The organism is Amycolatopsis sp. cg9 (assembly GCF_041346945.1).
Taxonomy (GTDB): Bacteria; Actinomycetota; Actinomycetes; order Mycobacteriales; family Pseudonocardiaceae; genus Amycolatopsis.
Map to the genome: position 1 here is coordinate 10,173,482 of NZ_CP166850.1, position 19,827 is coordinate 10,193,308.

Sequence of the window (19,827 nt, forward strand, 5' to 3'; positions counted from 1 at the left end):
GGACGCCGTCGAACCGCGCAGTCACCTCTTCGCACCACTGCGTCGAGCCGGTGAGCGTGCCGAACGCGAACAGCAGTGGCCGGGAGCCGCCCGTCGTCACGCGGCGCGGACGCGGGGTCCACGGGGCCGGCGGCAGGAACTGCGACGCCGCGCCGAGGAACGTCCGGAACTCCGCCGTGCGGCCGGTTTCCCGGGCCGTCCGGAACAGGGCACCCAGTGAGCCGCTCGTGTCCGGTGCCGCCAGTGACACGTTGGCCAGGAGGTGCTCGGTCAGTTCGGCGACCGTCGGGTAGTCCCAGACGAGCGCGGCGGGCAGCTCGAGCCCGGTCGCCGCGCTGATCCGGTTGCGCAGCTCGACGACACCGAGGGAGGTGAACCCCAGCTCGGCGAACGCGGACTCCGGCTCGACCGCGTCGACGGTCGGGTGCCCGAGCGTCGCCGCGACCTCCGCCCGGACCCACGCGAGGAGCCACGCGGCGCGCTCGGCGGCCGGGAGCTCCGCCAGGCGCCCGGTGATCGGCTCGACCGCCGGCGCGTCGCTCGCTTCGGGCGCCACCGTCTCCGACAGCACCACGTCGAGCCAGTACCGGGTGCGCTGGAACGCGTAGGTGGGCAGGTCGACGCGGGTGGCGCCGGGGAAGAACGGCGCCCAGCCGACGTCGGCACCGTGGACGTGAACAGTGCTCAACGCCGTGAGCAGTGCTCTCTCTTCAGAGCGGTCTCGCCGCAACGCCGGGACGGCGACGCGGTCCCCGCCGAGGGTTTCCTTGGTCATCCCGCTGAGCACGCCGTCGGGACCCAGCTCCAGGAGCGTCGTCACGCCTTCGGTTTCGAGGGTGCGCACGGCGTCGGCGAAGCGGACTGCTTCGCGGACGTGCCGGACCCAGTAGTCGGCGGTGAACGGTTCGGCGAGAGCACCGCTCACATTCGAGATCACCGGTATCGTCGCAGAGCGGTAGTCCAGAGACTCCGCGACCGCGCGGAACTCCTCCAGCATCGGATCCATCAACGGCGAATGGAACGCATGGCTCACCGTCAGGCGCTTGGTTTTCGGGAACTGCGCCGCGATCGCCAGCACCTCGGCTTCCTCGCCGGAGATGACCACCGACTCCGGGCCGTTGACCGCGGCGATCGACACGCCGTCGGTGAGGGTGATGGCCGACTCGGGGGCGGCGATGGAGACCATTGCGCCGCCAGTGGGGAGGGCCTGCATCAGGGAGGCACGGGCAGCGACCAGGCGGCAGGCGTCCTCCAGCGACAGGACCCCGGCGACGTGGGCGGCCGAGATCTCGCCGATCGAATGACCCGCTACGAAGTCCGGGCGGATGCCGAACGACTCCACCAGGCGGAAGAGAGCAACCTCTACTGCGAAGAGTGCGGGCTGGGTGAACTCTGTGCGGTCGAGCAGCTCGGCGTCGGTGAACGCGTTGCGAAGCGAAGGGGTGAAGTGGGTGAGGACCTCGTCGAAAGCGGCGGCGTAGACCGGGAAGCGAGCGTAGAGCTCCTGCCCCATCCCGACCCGCTGCGCGCCCTGGCCGGTGAACAACGCCGCGAGCCGGCCGGGGCGTTCGCGGCCGGTGACGACGTTCGAGGCGGACCGCCCGTCGGACAGCGCCGCCAGACCGGCCGAAAGCTCCTCGGACGTCGTGCCCTGAACCACGGCCCGGTGCGCGAACCGGCTCCGCGAGGAGGCCAGGGACAGCCCGACGTCGGCCGGGTGTCCGTCGACGCCGAGCAACTGGGCGGCTTGGGCCCGCAGCGCGGCTTCGCTCCGTCCGGACAACACCCACGGCAGCACGCCGGTCTCGCCGCGTTCCGGGGTGACCGGCTGCGAGACCGGAGCTTGTTCGAGGATCGCGTGCGCGTTGGTGCCGCTGACGCCGAACGACGACACCCCGGCCCGCCGCGGCCGGTCGGCCGTCCATTCGCGGGCTTCCGTCAGCAGCTCCACCGCACCGGCCGTCCAGTCCACGTGGGACGACGGGGTGTCCACGTGCAGGGTGGGCGGCAGGACGCCGTGCCGCATCGCCATGATCATCTTGATCACGCCGCCGACCCCCGCGGCGGCTTGGGTGTGGCCGATGTTGGACTTCAGCGAGCCGAGCCAGAGCGGCGTCGAGCGGTCCTGGCCGTAGGTCGCCAGGATGGCCTGCGCCTCGATCGGGTCGCCGAGCGTGGTGCCGGTGCCGTGGCCTTCCACGACGTCCACTTCGGACGGCTGCAGTCCGGCCCCGGCCAGTGCGGCGCGGATGACCCGCTGCTGCGACGGGCCGTTCGGGGCGGTCAGGCCGTTCGACGCGCCGTCGGAGTTCACCGCCGTGCCGCGGACCACCGCGAGCACCGGGTGGCCGAGCCGCCGGGCGTCGGAAAGGCGTTCCACGGCGAGGATCCCCGCGCCTTCACCCCAGCCGGTGCCGTCGGCGGCGTCGGCGAAGGACTTGCACCGGCCGTCGGCCGCGAGCCCGCGCTGACGGCTGAAGTCGATGAACACGCCCGGCGTCGAAAGCACCGTGACGCCGCCGGCCAGCGCGAGGTCGCACTCCCCCTGCCGCAGCGACTGGCACGCCAGGTGCAGCGCCACCAGTGACGACGAACACGCCGTGTCCACGGTGAGGGCCGGGCCTTCCAGGCCGAGCGCGTACGCGATCCGGCCGGACACCACGCTCGCCGAGCTGCCGGTGCCGAGGAAGCCGTCGACGCCCTCGGGGACGGCGAGCGGCCGGGACGCGTAGTCCGAATACATCACGCCGGTGAACACGCCGGTCCGGCTGCCGCGCAACGACTCCGGGTCGATGCCCGCGCGTTCGAGCGCTTCCCACGAGGTCTCCAGCAGGAGCCGCTGCTGCGGATCCATCGCGAGCGCCTCGCGGGGCGAGATGCCGAAGAAGCCCGCGTCGAAGTCGGCGGCGTCGTAGAGGAACGCGCCTTCCTTGGCGTAGCTGGTGCCGGGGTGGTCGGGGTCGGGGTCGTACAGCGCGTCGAGGTCCCAGCCGCGGTCGTCCGGCAGGCCCGCGACGGCGTCGCGGCCCGCGGCGACCAGGTCCCACAGGTCTTCGGGGCCGCGGACACCGCCCGGGTAGCGGCAGCCGATGCCGACGACGACGATCGGGTCGCCGGCCACCCGGCGCTCGCGCACCACGACCTGCGACGACTCGCCGGAAACCCGTTCGACGACGTACTTGGTGAGCGCCTGCGGGTTCGGGTGGTCGAAGACGAGCGTCGCCGGCAGCCTCAGGCCGGTCTCGGCGGCGAGGCGGTTGCGCAGTTCCAGCGCGGTCAGCGAGTCGAACCCGAGTTCCTTGAACGCCCGCGCGGGCTCGACCGCGGCCGCCGAGGCGTACCCGAGCACGCCCGCGACCAGGCCGCGGACGAGTTCGAGGACCTGGCGGTTCCGGTCGTCCGCGCCGAGCCCGGCGAGCCGGTCGGCGAACGACGACTTCGTGGCCGCGGCCGCCGCCTGACGGCGCACCGGCGGCAACAGGCCGTGGAGCAGCGCGGGCGTCACCGGCTGACGGCGCAGGGCGGCGAGTTCCAGCCGGACCGGCGCGAGCACCGCTCGGTCCGCGGCGACCGCCCGGTCGAACAGCGCCAGCCCGAAAGCGCTGTCCAGCGGGGTCATGCCCGCACCGGCCATGCGGTGCAGGTCGCCCTCGGCGAGGTGCCCGGTCATCGAGCTGGCCTCGGCCCAGAGTCCCCACGCCAGTGCGACCGCGGGCAGGCCCTGCGCACGACGGTGCTGGGCGAGCGCGTCGAGGTAGGCGTTCGCGGCCGCGTAGTTGGCCTGGCCCGCACCGCCCATGGTGGCGGCGAAGGAGGAGAACAAGACGAAGGCGGACAGCCCCGAAGTGAGTTCGTGGAGGTTGAGGGCCGCGTCGGCCTTGGGCCGCAGCACCGCGTCCAGGCGTTCCGGCGTAAGGGATTCCACGACGCCGTCGTCGAGGACGCCGGCCGCGTGCACGACCGCCGAAACGCGGTGCTCGGCCAGGACCGCCGCCAGCTGCGCGCGATCGGCGACGTCGCAGGCGATCGCGGTCGCGGTGGCCCCGAGTCCGGCCAGTTCGGCGACGAGTTCCGGGAGGGGACCTTGACGGGACAGCAGGAGCAGCTCCCGGACGCCGTGGTCGGTGACGAGGTGCCGGGCGACCAGGCCGCCGAGCAGACCGGACGCGCCGGTGATCAGCACCGCGTCGTCGCCCCACTCGGGCGTGGTGTCCGAAGTGGACGCCCGGGCCAGCCGCGGGACGTGCCACTTCCCCGCGCGCAAGGCGAGCTGGGGTTCTCCGACGGGCAGTTCCGCCGGGACCTCGCCGGCGTCGAGCAGCACGAACCGGCCGGGGTTCTCGGCCTGGGCCGAGCGCACCAGGCCGGTGACGGCCGCGGCGGCGAGGTCGGGCACGTCTTCGCCGTCGACCGAGACCGCGCCCGAGGTCGCGATGACCAGGAGTTCCTCGGCGGCGAGCGATTCCTGGAGTCGCGTGAGGACCGCCGCGGTCGTGTCCCGCACCGAGCCGTCCGGGACGCGGAATACGGTGAACTCGCCGGTCAGCTCGGTGCCGGTGAGTTCGGGCCAGGTGACTTCGAAGAGCGCGTCGCGGGTGGGTTCGGCCTTGGCGGGCGTGCGCAGTGTCAGCGAGCGGACCGTCCCGACCGGGGCGCCGGTTTCGTCGGCGAGGGCCAGCGCGACGGCGTCGCCGGGCACCGGCGTCAACGTCACGCGCAGCACGGTCGCGCCGGACGCGGTCAGCGAGACACCGCTCCAGGCGAACGGGAGCTTCGGCCCGTCGCCCACCGCGGACAACGCGCCGAAACCCGCGGCGTGCAGGGCGGAGTCGAGCAACGCCGGGTGCAGGCCGAACCGGGCCGCCTCGGCGCGCAGGGCCTCGGGCAACTCGACCTCGGCGAAGACTTCGCTCCCCCGGGTCCACACGGCACGCAGGCCGCGGAACGCCGGGCCGTAGTCGACGCCGGTCGCCGCCATGGCCGGGTAGAACCCCTCGATTTCGGCCCGCTCCGCCCCCGCCGGTGGCCACTCCGAGGCGTCACTTTCACGTGAAAGTGACGCCTCGATCAGGAGGCCGGTGGCGTGGCGGGTCCACGGGGTGAACTCGTCCGGGCGGGAGAAGATGGCGAGTTCGCCGTCCTCGCGCACCGAAACCTGGAGGTGCACCCCGCCCGTGGCCGGCAGCACCAGTGGGGTTTCGAGGGTGAGTTCGTCGAGGGTGCGGCGGCCGACCTGGTCGCCGGCGCGGATCGCGAGTTCGACGAACGCCGTGCCCGGCAACAGGACTTCGCCGCCGACGCGGTGGTCGGCCAGCCACGGCAGGCTGTGCACCGAGAGTTTCCCGGTGAGCACCGCGCCGCCCGAATCCGCGAGCCCGACGACGGCGCCCAGCAGCGGGTGTTCCGCCGCGGTCAGCCCGAGGCCGCCCGCGTCGCCGACCGCGACCAGCCGCGGCCAGTAGCGCTCGTGCTGGAACGCGTACGTGGGCAGTTCGGTGCGCCGCGCGCCGGGGAAGGCGTCGTCCCAGCGGACGTCGACGCCGTGCACCCAGGCCTCGGCCACCGACGTGTGGAACCGGGCGAGGCCGCCTTCCCCGCGACGCAGGGTCCCGAAGGCGCCGTCGCCGATCGCCATGGTCAGCACGGGATGCGGCGAGGCCTCGACGAACGTCCGGAAGCCCTGGCCCGTCAGCGCCGTCACGGCGGTGTCGAGCCGGACCGGGCGGCGGAGGTTGGTGTACCAGTACTCGGCGTCCAGCTCGGTGCCGTCGAGCCAGTCACCGGTGACCGTCGAGAAGAAGCCGGTCGTGGCCTTCGCCGGCCGGACCGGGGCCAGGACTTCGAGCAGGCGCTCGCGGATCCGTTCCACCTGCGGGGAATGCGAGGCGTAGTCCACCGGGATCCGCTTCGCGCGGACGTCGTCGGCGGCGCAGGCGGCCATCAGTTCGTCGAGCGCAGCCGGCTCGCCGGAGACGACGACCGCGGCGGGACCGTTGATCGCCGCGACGGACAGCCGCTCGCCCCACGGCGTGATCCGGGCGGCCACCGCGTCGGCGGATTCGGCGACCGAGACCATGCCGCCCTGCCCCGCCAGCTCCAGGATCGCCTGGCTGCGCAACGCGACCACGCGCGCACCGTCCTCGAGGGACAGTGCGCCCGAGACGACCGCGGCGGCGATCTCACCCTGTGAGTGCCCGACGACCGCGGCCGGCTCGACACCGTACGAGCGCCAGAGCTCCGCCAGCGACACCATCACGGCGAACAGCGCGGGCTGCACGACGTCGACGCGCTCCAGCATCGCGGCGTCGCGGACGGCTTCAGTCAGGGACCAGTCCACAAAGGATGACAACGCCGTCGCGCACTCGGCCATCCGGGCGGCGAACACCGGCGAACCGGCCAGGAGGTCGACGGCCATCCCCGCCCACTGGGAACCCTGGCCGGGGAACACCATCGCGACCTTGCCCGCGACGGCCGTCCCCTTGACGACACTCGGTGCGGGGAGGTCCTCGGCCAGCGCGGCGAGTCCGGCGGCCAGGCCGTCGCGGTCACCGACGACCACCGCGCGGTGGTCGAACGCGGACCGGGTCGTGGCCAGCGAAAGCCCGAGGTCGCCGACCGGCCCGGTGACGCCGGCGAGCGCGGCGGCCTGGGCGCGGAGCGCTTCGGCCGACCGGGCCGAGAGCACCCAGGGCACGACCTGCCCCGGCTCGTCGGCGCCGGTGGCCGGCCGGTCCTCGGCCGGCGCCTCCTCCAGGATCGTGTGGACGTTCGTGCCGCTCATGCCGAACGCGGACACCGCGGCCCGGCGCGGCCGGTCCGACGGCCACTCGCGGCGCTCGGTGAGCACCTCGACCGCGCCGGCCGACCAGTCGACACGGGACGACAGCTCGTGGACGTGCAGGGTCCGCGGGAGAACGCCGTGACGCAGGGCCATGACCATCTTGATGACCCCGGCGACACCCGCCGCGGCCTGGGTGTGGCCGATGTTGGACTTCACCGAGCCGAGCCACAGCGGCGCTTCCCGGTCCTGGCCGTAGGTCGCCAGCAGCGCCTGGGCTTCGATCGGGTCGCCCAGGGTCGTGCCGGTGCCGTGCGCTTCGACCGCGTCGACGTCCGAAGTGGACAGACCGGCGTCGGCCAGCGCGGCCCGGATGACCCGCTGCTGCGACGGGCCGTTCGGCGCGGTCAAACCGTTCGACGCGCCATCGGAGTTCACCGCCGAACCGCGCACGATCGCCAGCACCGGGTGGCCGTGGCGGCGGGCGTCGGAAAGCCGTTCCACCACGACCATGCCGCTGCCCTCGCCCCACGAGGTGCCGTCGGCGGCTTCGGCGAACGCCTTGCAGCGGCCGTCCGCGGCGAGCCCGCGCAGCCGGCTGAACGCGATGAACGAGCCCGGGGTCGGCAGCACGGTCACGCCGCCGGCGAGCGCGAGGTCGCACTCGCCCTGCCGCAGCGCCTGCACCGCCAGGTGCAGCGCGACCAGCGACGACGAGCACGCCGTGTCGACGGTGAGCGTCGGCCCCTCCAGCCCGAACGCGTACGCGACCCGTCCGGAAAGGACACTCGCCGCGTTGCTCGTGGCGAGGTGGCCTTCGAGGGCCTCGGCGGCGCTGAGCATGAGGGTGCCGTAGTCCTGGCCGTTGGAGCCGACGAAGACGCCCGTCCGGCTGCCCTTCAGCGACGGCGGCCGGATGCCCGCGTGCTCGAAGGCCTCCCACGACGTCTCGAGCAGCAGCCGCTGCTGCGGGTCCATCGCCAGCGCCTCACGCGGCGAGATGCCGAAGAAGCCCGCGTCGAAGTCGGCGACGCCGTCGAGGAAGCCGCCTTCCCGGACGTACGACGTCCCGGGCGCCTCGGGGTCCGGGTCGTACAGCGAACCCAGCTCCCAGCCGCGGTCCTCGGGGAACCCGGAGATCGCGTCGCGCCCGCCGTCGACCAGGTCCCACAGCTGCGCCGGGGTCCGGACGCCGCCGGGGAACCGGCAGCCGAGGCCGACGATCGCGATCGGTTCGTGCGTCTGCGCTTCCTGGAGCCGCCGGCGGGTGTCCTGAAGATCGGCCGTGACCCGCTTGAGGAAGTAGCGGAGCTTTTCCTCGTTGTCCATCGTCGTTCACTCCATGCAGTAGCGGGCGCCGGATCAGGAGATGCCGAACTCTTTGCCGAGGAGGTCGAACATCTCCTCGTCGCTGGCGGTGTCGAGGCTCGGGGCGGCGGCTTCGCCCGCCCACCCGACCGTGAGCAGCCGCAGCTGCTCGGCGACCCGGGCCCGGTCGGCTTCGCCCAGGCTCGCGCCGAGCCGGCCGAGCTCGTCGAGCAGCCCGTCGACCCCGCGCGGCGCGGGCTCGTCGCCCACCAGTTCCGCGGTCAGGTGCCGGGCCAGCGCGGCCGGCGACGGGTAGTCGAAGATCAGCGTCGCCGGCAAGCTCAGCCCGGTGACGCGGTCGAGGCGGTTGCGGAGCTCGACCGCGGTCAGCGACGTGAAGCCGGTCTCGCTGAACGCCCGGTCCGGCGCCACGTCCGCCGCCCGGCCGTGGCCGAGCACCGCCGCGACGTGCTCGCGGACGACGTCGAGGACCAGTTCGCCCGCATCGGCCGGGGACAGCCCGGTCAGCCGGTCCGAGAGTCCGGTGTGGACTTCGGCGACCGGGGCCACCGGGGCCAGTTCGGTGTAGAGCGGCCGCGGACGGGCCGCGAGCTGCCCCGGCAGGTAGGTGTCCCAGTCGATGTCGGCGACGACCTGCGAGCGCGTGATCCGGCCGAGCGCGGCCGCGGCCTCCGCCGGCGGCAGCGGGGTGACCCCGGCGCGCCGCATGCGGTCGGCGTTTTCGGCGGCCATCCCGTCGCCCGCCCACGGGCCCCACGCGACGGAGACGGCCGCGCGGCCCGTCGCGCGACGGCGCTGGGCGAGCGCGTCCAGCTCGGCGTTGGCGGCCGCGTAGTTCGCCTGCCCGGCGGCGCCGACCGCGCCGGCGAGCGAGGAGAACAGCACGAAGGCGTCGAGGTCGCCGGTCAGCTCGTCGAGGACCCGGGCGCCGGTCACCTTGGCGTGCAGGACCTCGGCGAACCGGTCGCCGGTGAGGGTGTCGACGACGCCGTCGTCGAGGACGCCGGCCGCGTGCACCACCGCCGAGACGGGGTGTTCGGCCAGCAGCGCCGCGACCGCGTCCCGGTCGGCGATGTCGCAGGCGACGACCGTCATGCGCTCGTCCGGTGCCTCGCCACCGCGGCGGCTCGCGAGCACGACGTGCTCGGCACCGTGACCGAGGAGCCAGCCGGCCACGTGCCCGCCGAGGGCGCCGGTCCCGCCGGTGACGAGCACGGTGCCCGACGGCGTCCACTGTGGACCGCTGCCGGTGTCGCGGACGAGCCGGCGCGCGAAGACCCCGGCGGACCGCACGGCGACTTCGTCCTCGCCGCCGGCCGCGAGCACCGCGCACAGCCGCTCGCCGTCCTCGGGCGTGACGGTCTCCGGCAGGTCCACCAGGCCGCCCCAGCGGTTCGGGTGTTCCACCGCGACCGTGCGGCCGAAGCCCCAGAACTGGGCCTGGGCCGGGTCCGCGACCGGCTCGCGGTCCGTCGTGGCGACCGCACCGCGGGTGGCGCACCACAGCGGCGCGGTGACGCCCGCGTCGCCGAGGCCCTGCACCAGCGCGAGGGTCTGCGGGAGCCCGCCCGCCACGGCCGAGCCCGGCGCGCCGGCCGCGAAGGCCAGCAGCGACAGCGCACCGGCCGGCGCCGAGCCTTCTTCCGCAAGCTTGGCCTCGACCAGCTTGGCGACGGTGACGCGGTCGGCGTCCTCGGGGACCCGGACGACCAGCGGCCGCGCCCCCGACGTCGCGAAGGCACCCGCCACCGCCGTCACCGCGCCGGGGTCGTCGAGGGTTTCCGGCAGGACGAACAGCCAGTCGCCCGAGACGGCGGCCCCGGTTTCGGGCAGCTTGCGCCAGACGACGCGGTAGCGCCAGGAGTCGGCCGGCGAGTCCACCCGGGACTCCCGCCGCCAGCCGGACAACGCCGGGAGCGCGGTGCCGATCGCGGCGCGCTGGTCGCCGTCGAGGCCGAGCAGCGACCCGAGCGAATCCAGGTCTTCGCCCTCGACGGCCCGCCAGAACTCGGCGTCCACTCCGGACACCGCGGCCGCGGGTGCGGGCTCGGGCCAGAAGCGCTGCCGCTGGAACGGGTAGGTCGGCAGGTCGACCGCGGCCGCCGGCGGGTAGAACGCGGCCCAGTCGACGTCCACGCCGTGGACGTGAACAGTGCTCAACGCCGTGAGCAGTGCTCTCTCTTCAGAGCGGTCTCGTCGTAGAGCACTGATCGCGGTTCCGTCGACCATCGCGCTGAGCACGCCGTCCGGGCCCAGCTCCAGGAACGTCGTCACGCCCTCGGCTTTGAGGGTCGCAATACCGTCGGCGAAGCGGACCGCCTCGCGCACGTGGCGGACCCAGTAGTCGGCGGTGAACGGCTCGGCGAGAGCACCGCTCACATTCGAGATCACCGGTATCGTCGCAGAGCGGTGATCCAGCGACTCGGCGACCGCGCGGAACTCGTCCAGCATCGGGTCCATCAGGGGTGAGTGGAAGGCGTGGCTGACGGTCAGGCGCTTGGTCTTCGGGAACTGCGCGGCGATCGCCAGCACGGCAGCTTCCTCGCCGGAGATGACCACCGACTCCGGCCCGTTGACCGCGGCGATCGACACGCCTTCGGTGAGGGTGATGGCCGACTCGGGGGCCGCGATCGAGACCATCGCACCGCCGGACGGGAGCGCCTGCATGAGTGAGGCGCGCGCGGCGACCAGACGGCAGGCGTCCGCCAGCGACAGGACCCCGGCGACGTGGGCGGCCGAGATCTCGCCGATCGAGTGGCCGGCGACGAAGTCCGGGCGCACGCCCCACGCCGTCACGAGGCGGTGGAGCGCGACCTCGACCGCGAACAGCGCGGGCTGGGTGTAGCCGGTCCGGTCGAGGCGGTCGCCGCCGTCGAAGACGATGTCGCGCAGGGACGCGTCGAGCAGGCCGTCGAACTCGGCGCACACGGCGTCGAACGCGTCGGCGTACACCGGGAACCGGTCGTACAGCTCGCGGCCCATCCCGGCGCGCTGCGCGCCCTGGCCGGTGAACAGCACGGCCAGGCGCCCGCCGGGCACCGGGGTGCCGCGGACGGCGTTGTCCAGGTCCGCCAGCCCGGCGAGGAGTTCGCCGGTGCCGTCGCCGAGCACGACGGCCCGGTGTTCGAGGGCCGCGCGGCCGGTCGCCAGGGTGCGGCCGACCCCGTCCGCGGGAACGTCGCCGGTGACGGCCAAGCGGAGGCGGCGGGCCTGGTCCTGCAGGGCCTGCTCGTTGCGAGCGGACAGCGGCCAGAGCGTGAGTCCACTCCGGACGGTGGCCGCCGGCTCGGGTTCCCCGGCTTCGAGGACCAGGTGGGCGTTGGTGCCGCTGACGCCGAACGCCGACACCCCGGCGCGGCGGGCGCGGCCGGTCTCCGGCCACGGCGTCGGCTCGGTGAGGAGCTCGACGGCACCCGCGGTCCAGTCCACATGGGACGAAGGCGCGTCGACGTGCAGGGTCCGCGGGAGGACCCCGTGATGCATGGCCAGCACCATCTTGATCACCCCGGCGATGCCCGCGGCGGCCTGGGTGTGGCCGATGTTGGACTTCACCGAGCCCAGCCACAGCGGCGTTTCGCGCTCCTGCCCGTAGGTCGCCAGCAAGGCCTGGGCTTCGATCGGGTCACCCAAGGTGGTTCCGGTGCCGTGCGCCTCGACCGCGTCGACATCCGAAGTGGACAGACCGGCGTCGGCCAGCGCGGCCCGGATGACCCGCTGCTGCGACGGACCGTTCGGCGCGGTCAAACCGTTCGAGGCTCCGTCGGAGTTCACGGCTGAGCCGCGCACGATCGCGAGGACCCGGTGGCCGTTCCGGCGCGCGTCGGACAGCCGCTCCAAGAGCACCAGACCGGCGCCTTCGCCCCAGCCGGTGCCGTCCGCCGCCTCGGCGAAGGCCTTGCAGCGGCCGTCCGAAGCGAGGCCGCGCTGGCGGCTGAACTCGACGAAGGTGGCCGGGGTGGACATCACGGTCGCGCCGCCGGCGAGGGCCAGGTCGCATTCGCCGCGGCGCAGGGCCTGGGCGGCGAGGTGGATGGCGACCAGCGAAGACGAGCACGCCGTGTCGACGGTGAGGGCCGGGCCCTCGAGCCCGAACGCGTAGGCCAGCCGCCCGGACACGACCGCGGCCGCGTTGCCGGTGCCGATGAACCCGCCGACCTCCTCGCCCGCCGCGCCGAGCAAGCCGGCGTAGTCCTGGCCGTTGGTGCCGGCGAACACGCCGGTGCGGCTGCCGCGCAGCGACTGCGGGTCGAGCCCGGCGCGTTCGAAGACCTCCCACGTGATCTCGAGCAGCAGGCGCTGCTGCGGGTCCATGGCGAGGGCTTCGCGCGGCGAGATCCCGAAGAAGGCCGCGTCGAATTCCGCCGCCGCGTCGAGGAAACCGCCGTCGCGGACGTAGCTGTGGCCGCTCTTGCCGTGTTCCGGGTCGTAGAGCGCGCCGAGGTCCCAGCCGCGGTCCTCGGGCAGGCCGGTCATCGCGTCGACGCCGTCCGCGACGAGCCGCCACAGGTCTTCCGGCGTGGCGACCGAACCGGGGAACCGGCAGCCCATGGCGACGAGCGCGATCGGTTCGTCGGTGCGGGCGGGCGCCGGGCCGGTCTCGACCGGTTCCGGCAGCCGGCCGAGGAGTTCGCGGTGCAGGTGCCGGGCCAGCGCGGCCGGCGTCGGGTGGTCGAAGACGAGGGTCGCGGGCAGGCTCAGCCCGGTCGCCGCGTCGAGGCGGTTGCGCAGCTCGACCGCGGTCAGCGAGGTGAACCCGCTTTCGGAGAACGCGCGCCCGGCGTCGACCGCGGTGGCGTCGGGGTAGCCCAGGACGGCCGCGACGTGCGTGCGGGTCAGGTCGAGGACCTTCCGGCCGCCGTCCTCTTCGGACAGTCCGGCGAGCAGGCCCACCGGTTCTCCGGGCGCCGCCGGGGTCTCGGCGGTTTCGGCGAACCCGGTGAACAGCGGCCGGGGCCGGACGGCCCGCAGCGCCGGGAGGTAGACGTCCCAGTCGAGGTCGGCCACCACCGCCACCGGCGCGTCCCCGCCGGCCTCGGCGGCGAGGGCGTCGAGGGCGAGGCCGGGTTCCAGGGCAGCGACCCCCGCGGCACGCAGCCGGCGCCGCGCTTCGGCGTCCCCGGCGGCCATCCCGTCGCCCGCCCACGGGCCCCACGCGATCGAGACGGCGGGCAGGCCGGCGGCCCGCCGCTGCTGCGCGAGCGCGTCGAGGTGGGCGTTGGCCGCGGCGTAGCTGCCCTGGCCCGCCGCGCCGAACGCGCCGGCCATGGAGGAGAACAGGACGAAGGCGTCGAGGTCCGCGGTGAGCGCGGCCAGGTTCTCGGCGGCGGTCGCCTTCGCGCGCAGGACGGTGTCGAACCGCTCCGGCGTGAGGGACTCGATGACGCCGTCGTCGAGGACGCCGGCGGTGTGCACCACCGCGCGGACGTCATCGGGGATCGCGGCGGCCAAGGCGTCGCGGTCGGCGGCGTCGCAGGCGACGATCGAGACCTCGCAGCCGAGCGCGGTCAGTTCGCTTTCCAGTTCCGCGGCTCCGGGCGCGGCCGGTCCGCGGCGGCTGAGCAGCACCAGCCGCTCGGCGCCGCCGGCGGCCAGCCGCCGGGCGACCTGGGCGCCGAGCGCGCCCGTGCCGCCGGTGACCAGCACCGTTCCCCGCGGCTGCCAGGCTTCGCCCGCCGTCGCGGCGCGCCGTTCCAGCCGTCGCGCGAAGATCCCGGACGGGCGCAGCGCGACCTCGTCCTCGGTACCGGCGAGCACGGCGGCGAGCCGTTCGCGGCCCCGGTCGTCCAGCTCGGCGGGGAGGTCGATCAGGCCGCCCCAGCGCTGGGGGTGTTCCATGGCCGCCGTCCGGCCGAGGCCCCAGACCTGGGCCTGGACCGGCGCTTCGACGTGGTCGGCGCGCACGGCCGCGACCGCGCCCCGGGTGAGGCACCACAGCCGGCCGCCCGTGCCGAGGTCGCCGAGGACCTGCAGCAGTGTGGCCGTGCCCGCCGCGATCCCGGTGCCGGCGAGGGCCAGCAGGGAAAGCACCCCGTCCACTTCGGCATCGCCCAGGGCCCCGCGCACCCGCTCGGCGAACTCCGCGCGAGGGAGCAGCGGGTCGATCCGCACCGGGGTGATCCGGCCGCCGCGCTCGATGATCGCTTGCGCGACCCCGGCCACGACCCCGGCCTCCCCTGACTCGGGAACGACCAGCAGCCAGTTCCCGGCCGGCGCGGCGGCGTCCGGCGTGACCGGCCGCCAGGCGATGGCGTACCGCCACGAATCCACAGTGGACTCCTGGCGCCGCCGGCGGTACCAGGCCGACAGGGCCGGGGTCACCGCCGCGGCGACGTCGTCGTCCAGCGCCAGCTCGGTGGCGAGCTCGCCGCTCGCGACGACATCCCAGAACCCCGAGTCACCGCCGGCCGCGGCACCGGGCGCGGTGCCGGGCTCGCCGGCGAGCCAGTAGCGCCGGTGCCGGAACGCGTAGGTGGGCAGATCAACGCGGCGGCCACCGGGGAAGAACGACGTCCAGTCGACGTCGACACCGTGGACGTGAACAGTGCTCAACGCCGTGAGCAGTGCTCTCTCTTCAGAGCGGTCTCGTCGTAGAGCACTGATCGCGGTTCCGTCGACCATCGCGCTGAGGACGCCGTCCGGGCCCAGCTCCAGGAACACGCCCACCCCGGCGGCCTTGAGCGTCGACACGCCGTCGGCGAAGCGGACCGTCTCCCGCACGTGCCGGACCCAGTAGTCCGCGGTGAACGGCTCCGCGAGAGCACCGCTCACATTCGAGATCACCGGTATCGTCGCAGAGCGGTAGTCCAGGGACGCGGCGACCGCGCGGAACTCCTCCAGCATCGGGTCCATCAGCGGCGAGTGGAACGCGTGGCTGACGGCGAGGCGCTTGGTTTTCGGGAACTGCGCCGCGATCGCCAGGACCGCGGTCTCGTCGCCGGAGATGACCACCGACTCCGGGCCGTTGACCGCGGCGATCGACACGCCTTCGGTGAGGGTGATGGCCGACTCGGGGGCCGCGATCGAGACCATCGCCCCGCCCGCGGGCAGGGCCTGCATCAGGGAGGCGCGCGCGGCGACGAGGCGGCAGGCGTCCTCGAGGGACAGAACTCCGGCGACATGGGCGGCCGAGATCTCGCCGATCGAGTGACCCGCTACGAAGTCCGGGCGGATGCCGAAGGACTCGACCAGGCGGTAGAGGGCCACTTCGACGGCGAAGAGGGCGGGCTGGGTGAACTCGGTGCGGTCCAGCAGTTCGGCGTCGGTGAGGGCGTCGCGGAGGCGGGGATCGAAGTGGGTGAGGATCTCGTCGAAATCCGTGGCGTAGGCCGGGAAGCGGGCGTAGAGCTCCTGGCCCATCCCGACCCGCTGCGCGCCCTGGCCGGTGAACAGCACCGCCAAGCGCCCGTCCGGGCGGGCGATGCCGGTGACCGGCGGGTTTTCCAGTGCCGCCAGGAGTTCCGCGCGGTCGCGGCCGAACACCACGGCGCGGTGGTCGAGTGCGGCGCGGGAACGAGCCAGCGAATGGCCGACGTCGACCGGCGAAAGCTCCGGCCGCGCCTCGACGTGCGTGCGGAGGCGGTCGGCCTGCGCGGTCAGCGCGTCGGCGTCGCGGGCGGAGAGCAGCCACGGGACCACGCCGGGCTCGGGCTGGGCGACGGGGGCGGCGGGGGCGGCGGCCGGGGCCTGCTCGATGATCGTGTGGGCGTTGGTGCCCGAGATGCCGAACGACGAGATCCCGGCGCGGCGCGGGTGGCCGGTTTCGGGCCAGCGCCGTCCTTCGATGAGCAGCTCGACCGCGCCGGACTCCCAGTCGATGCGCGACGACGGCGCGTCCACGTGGAGGGTGCGCGGCAGGACGCCGTGCCGCAGCGCCATGACGACCTTGATCACGCCCGCGACCCCCGCGGCGGCCTGCGTGTGCCCGATGTTCGACTTGAGCGAGCCGAGCCACAGCGGCTCTTCGCGGTCCTGCCCGTAGGTCGCGAGGAGGGCCTGCGCCTCGATCGGGTCGCCGAGCGTGGTGCCCGTGCCGTGCGCTTCGACCATGTCCACTTCGGACGGTGCCAGCCCGGCCCCGGCCAGCGCGGCGCGGATGACCCGTTGCTGCGAGGGACCGTTGGGTGCGGTCAGGCCGTTGGACGCGCCGTCGGAGTTCACCGCGGAACCCCTTACCACGGCGAGGACTTCGTGCCCGTTGCGGCGGGCGTCGGACAGGCGCTCCAGCAGCACCAGGCCCGCACCCTCGCCCCAGCCCGTGCCGTCGGCGGACTCGGCGAACGCCTTGCAGCGACTGTCGGAGGACAGCCCGCCCTGGCGGTCGAACTCGACGAACATGCCCGGCTGCGCCATCACCGCGACCCCGCCCGCGAGCGCGAGGTCGCACTCGCCGCGGCGCAGGGCCTGGACCGCCCAGTGCAGGGCGACCAGGGACGACGAGCACGCGGTGTCGACCGAGACGGCGGGGCCTTCGAAGCCGAAGGTGTAGGAGACGCGGCCGGAGACGACGCTGGTCGCGTTGCCGGTCAGCAGGTGCCCCTCCACGCCGGCGGCGACCTCGGCCACGCCGCTGCCGTAGGCCTGGTGCGCGGCGCCGACGAACACGCCGGTGCTGCTGCCGCGCAGCGAGCGCGGGTCGATCCCGGCGCGTTCCAGTGCTTCCCACGAGATTTCCAGCAGGAGCCGCTGCTGCGGGTCCATGGCGAGGGCTTCGTGCGGCGAGATGCCGAAGAACTCGGCGTCGAACCCGCCCGCGTCGTGCACGAACCCGCCCTCGGCGGCGTCCAGGGCGGCGAGGTCCCAGCCGCGGTCGGCGGGCAGCGCCGTGAGCGCGTCGCGGCCGGTCTCGACCAGGTGCCACAGCTCTTCCGGCGAGGTCACTTCGCCCGGGTAGCGGCAGCTCATCGCGACGATGGCGATCGGGTCGTCGTCGGTCACCGTCGTGACCACCGCCGGCGTGCTGGTGCCGGCGTCGCCGCCCAGTTCCGCCTGCAGCAGCGCGGCCAGCGCCTGGGGGTTCGGGTGGTCGAAGGTGATCGTCGCCGGGAGCCGGAGGCCGGTCACCGCGGTGAGCCGGTTGCGCAGCTCGACGGCGGTCAGCGAGTCGAAACCGAGGTCCTTGAACGCCTTCGCGGGCTCGACGGCTTCGGCGCCGTCGTGCCCGAGGACGGCGGCGACGTGCGTCCGGACGAGGTCGAGCAGGAACCGGCGGACGTCGTCCGCGCTGAGCCCGGTCAGCTTCGCGGCCAGCCCTTCGGCGCCCGGCACGGGACCGGCCGCGCGGCGCGTGCGCACGCGGACGAGGCTGTGCCACAACGCCGGCAGGTGCTCGGCCTGGGCCCGCAGTGCGCCGAGGTCGACGCGCACCGGGACGACACAACCGGTGCCGGCCACCTGGGCCGCGTCGAACAGGGCGAGGGCTTCGCCGGTGCCGAGCGCGCCGATGCCCGAACGCGCGATCCGGGAGAGGTCTTCGTCGTCGAGGGTGCCGGTCATGCCGCTGGCTTCGGCCCACTGGCCCCAGGCGAGCGAGACACCGGGCAGGCCCTGCGCGCGGCGCCGGGTGGCGAGCGCGTCGAGGGCGGCGTTGGCGGCCGCGTAGTTGGCCTGGCCCGCCGCGCCGGCGACCCCGGCCAGCGAGGAGTACAGGGCGAACCACGCGAGATCGCGGTCGCGGGTCAGCTCGTGCAGGTTCAGCGCGGCGTCGACCTTGGGTCCCACGACCGCGTCGAGCCGCTCGGGGGTGAGGGACTCGACGACGCCGTCGTCGAGGACGCCCGCGGTGTGCACGACACCGGTCAGGCGCACCGGGTCCAGCAGTGCGGCGAGGGCGGCGCGGTCGGTGACGTCGCAGCTCTCGACGCGCACGTCCGCGCCGAGTGCGGTGAGCTCGGCGACCAGTTCGGCCGCGCCCGGGGCGGCGGCGCCGCGGCGGCTGGTCAGCAGCAGGTGCCGGACGCCGTGGGTGGTCACGAGGTGGCGGGCCAGCAGGCCGCCGAGGGTGCCGGTGCCGCCGGTGACGAGCACCGTGCCGTCGGGGTCCGGGGCGGCGGGGACGGTGAGGACGTTCTTCCCGACGTGCTTGGCCTGGCTGATGAACCGGAACGCGTCCGGCGCGCGGACGACGTCCCACGCCTTGACGGGCAAGGGGGTCAGCGCTCGGTTTCCGAACAGCGTCAGCAGGTCCCGGAGGATTTCCTGGATGCGGTCCGGGCCGGGGTCGCCGAGGTCGAACGGGAGGTAGGCGACGCCGTCGCGGGCGGCCGGGTCGCGCAGGTCGGTCTTGCCCATTTCGAGGAACCGGCCGCCGCGCGGGAGCAGGTCGAACGAAGCGTCCACAAAGGACCCGGTGAGCGAGTTGAGGACGACGTCCACGCCGCGGCCCCCGGTGGCGGCCAGGAACCGTGGCGAGAACTCGAGATCGCGCGAGGACGCGATGTTCGTGACGCCGAGCGCGCGGACGGCGTCGTGCTTGGCGGGGCTCGCCGTGGCGAACACTTCGGCGTTCTTCGCGCGGGCGAGCTGGACCGCGGCCATGCCGACCCCGCCGGCCGCGGCGTGGACGAGCACGGACTGGCCGGCTTCGAGCCCGCCGAGGTCGAACAGGGCGTAGTAGGCCGTGACGAACGCGACCGGCACGGAGGCGGCCTCGGCGAAGGTCCAGCCCTCCGGCACCGGCACGAGCAGCCGGGCGTCGGTCACGGCGGCCGGGCCGAACGCGCCGGTGAACAGGCCCATGACGCGATCGCCGGGCGCGAGCCCGGTGACGTCCGGCGCGACTTCGGTGACGACGCCGGCGGCTTCGGAACCGAGGACGGCCGCCGGGTCCGGGTACATGCCGAGCGCGATCAGGACGTCGCGGAAGTTGATCCCGGCGGCGCGGACGGCGACCCGGACCTCGCCCTGGCCGAGTTCCGGCTCGGGTTCCGGGGTGAGGCTGAGGCCGTCGAGGGTGCCGCCGGTGGTGGTGAGCCGCCACGACTCGCCCGGGACGGTCAGGGCACCGCTGTGGGCGCGGACCAGCCGGGGCGCGGTGAACTTGCCTTCGCGGACGGCGAGCTGGGGTTCGGCCGCCGGCAGGGTGGTGAGGTCGGGGTGTTCGGTGCCGTCGAGGTCGAGGAGCTGGAACCGGCCGGGGTGCTCGGACTGGGCCGAGCGCACCAGGCCCTGGACGGCGGCCGCGGCGGGGTCGGTGCCGGCGTCGCGGGTCACCACGACCAGCCTGCCCGGCCGGTCGGCGGCCAGCCACTCCTGCACCAGTGCCAGTGCCCGGTGGGTGGCTCGCGAGGTCGTGACCGGCTCGTTCTTGACGTTCTCGGCGAGCACGGTGGCGAAGACGAGGGGTGCGTCGGTGTCCATATCGGACACTTCGGGGAAGCCGAGGCCGAAGGTGTCCGGGCCGAGGACGACCGCGTCGGTTGCCGGGCCCGCCGGGACCGCGGTCCAGTCGAGCCGGAAGAGGGAGCCGTTCTGGGCCGGGACCGTGGGATTGGCGATCGGGCGCAGGACCAGGGAATCCACCGATGCGACGGCGCCGCCGGACTGGTCGTGCACGGTGACGGCGACGGCGTTGTCGCCGGCCGGGGACAGGCGGACGCGCAGGGCCGTCGCACCGGAGGCGTGCAGGGCGACGCCGCTCCAGGAGAACGGCATGCCGCCGGTGCCCGTCGCCGGGGTGGCCGGCGAGGTGGCGACACCCGACGGCACTCTATCCGCGCCGGTCG

The 19,827-nt window shown here is 74.4% G+C and carries 1 protein-coding gene and 1 pseudogene; both read right to left on the reverse strand.

The window, feature by feature from the left end; all coding sequences use genetic code 11:
• Positions 1 to 187: 187 nt before the first annotated feature.
• Positions 188 to 8,107 (reverse strand): annotated as a pseudogene (locus tag AB5J73_RS46825) (SDR family NAD(P)-dependent oxidoreductase); the annotation flags it as partial.
• Positions 8,108 to 8,140: 33 nt separating this feature from the next.
• Complete coding sequence (locus AB5J73_RS46830; RefSeq protein ID WP_370973556.1) at positions 8,141 to 19,810, reverse strand: type I polyketide synthase; 11,670 nt, start codon at positions 19,808 to 19,810, stop codon at positions 8,141 to 8,143.
• Positions 19,811 to 19,827: the final 17 nt, after the last annotated feature.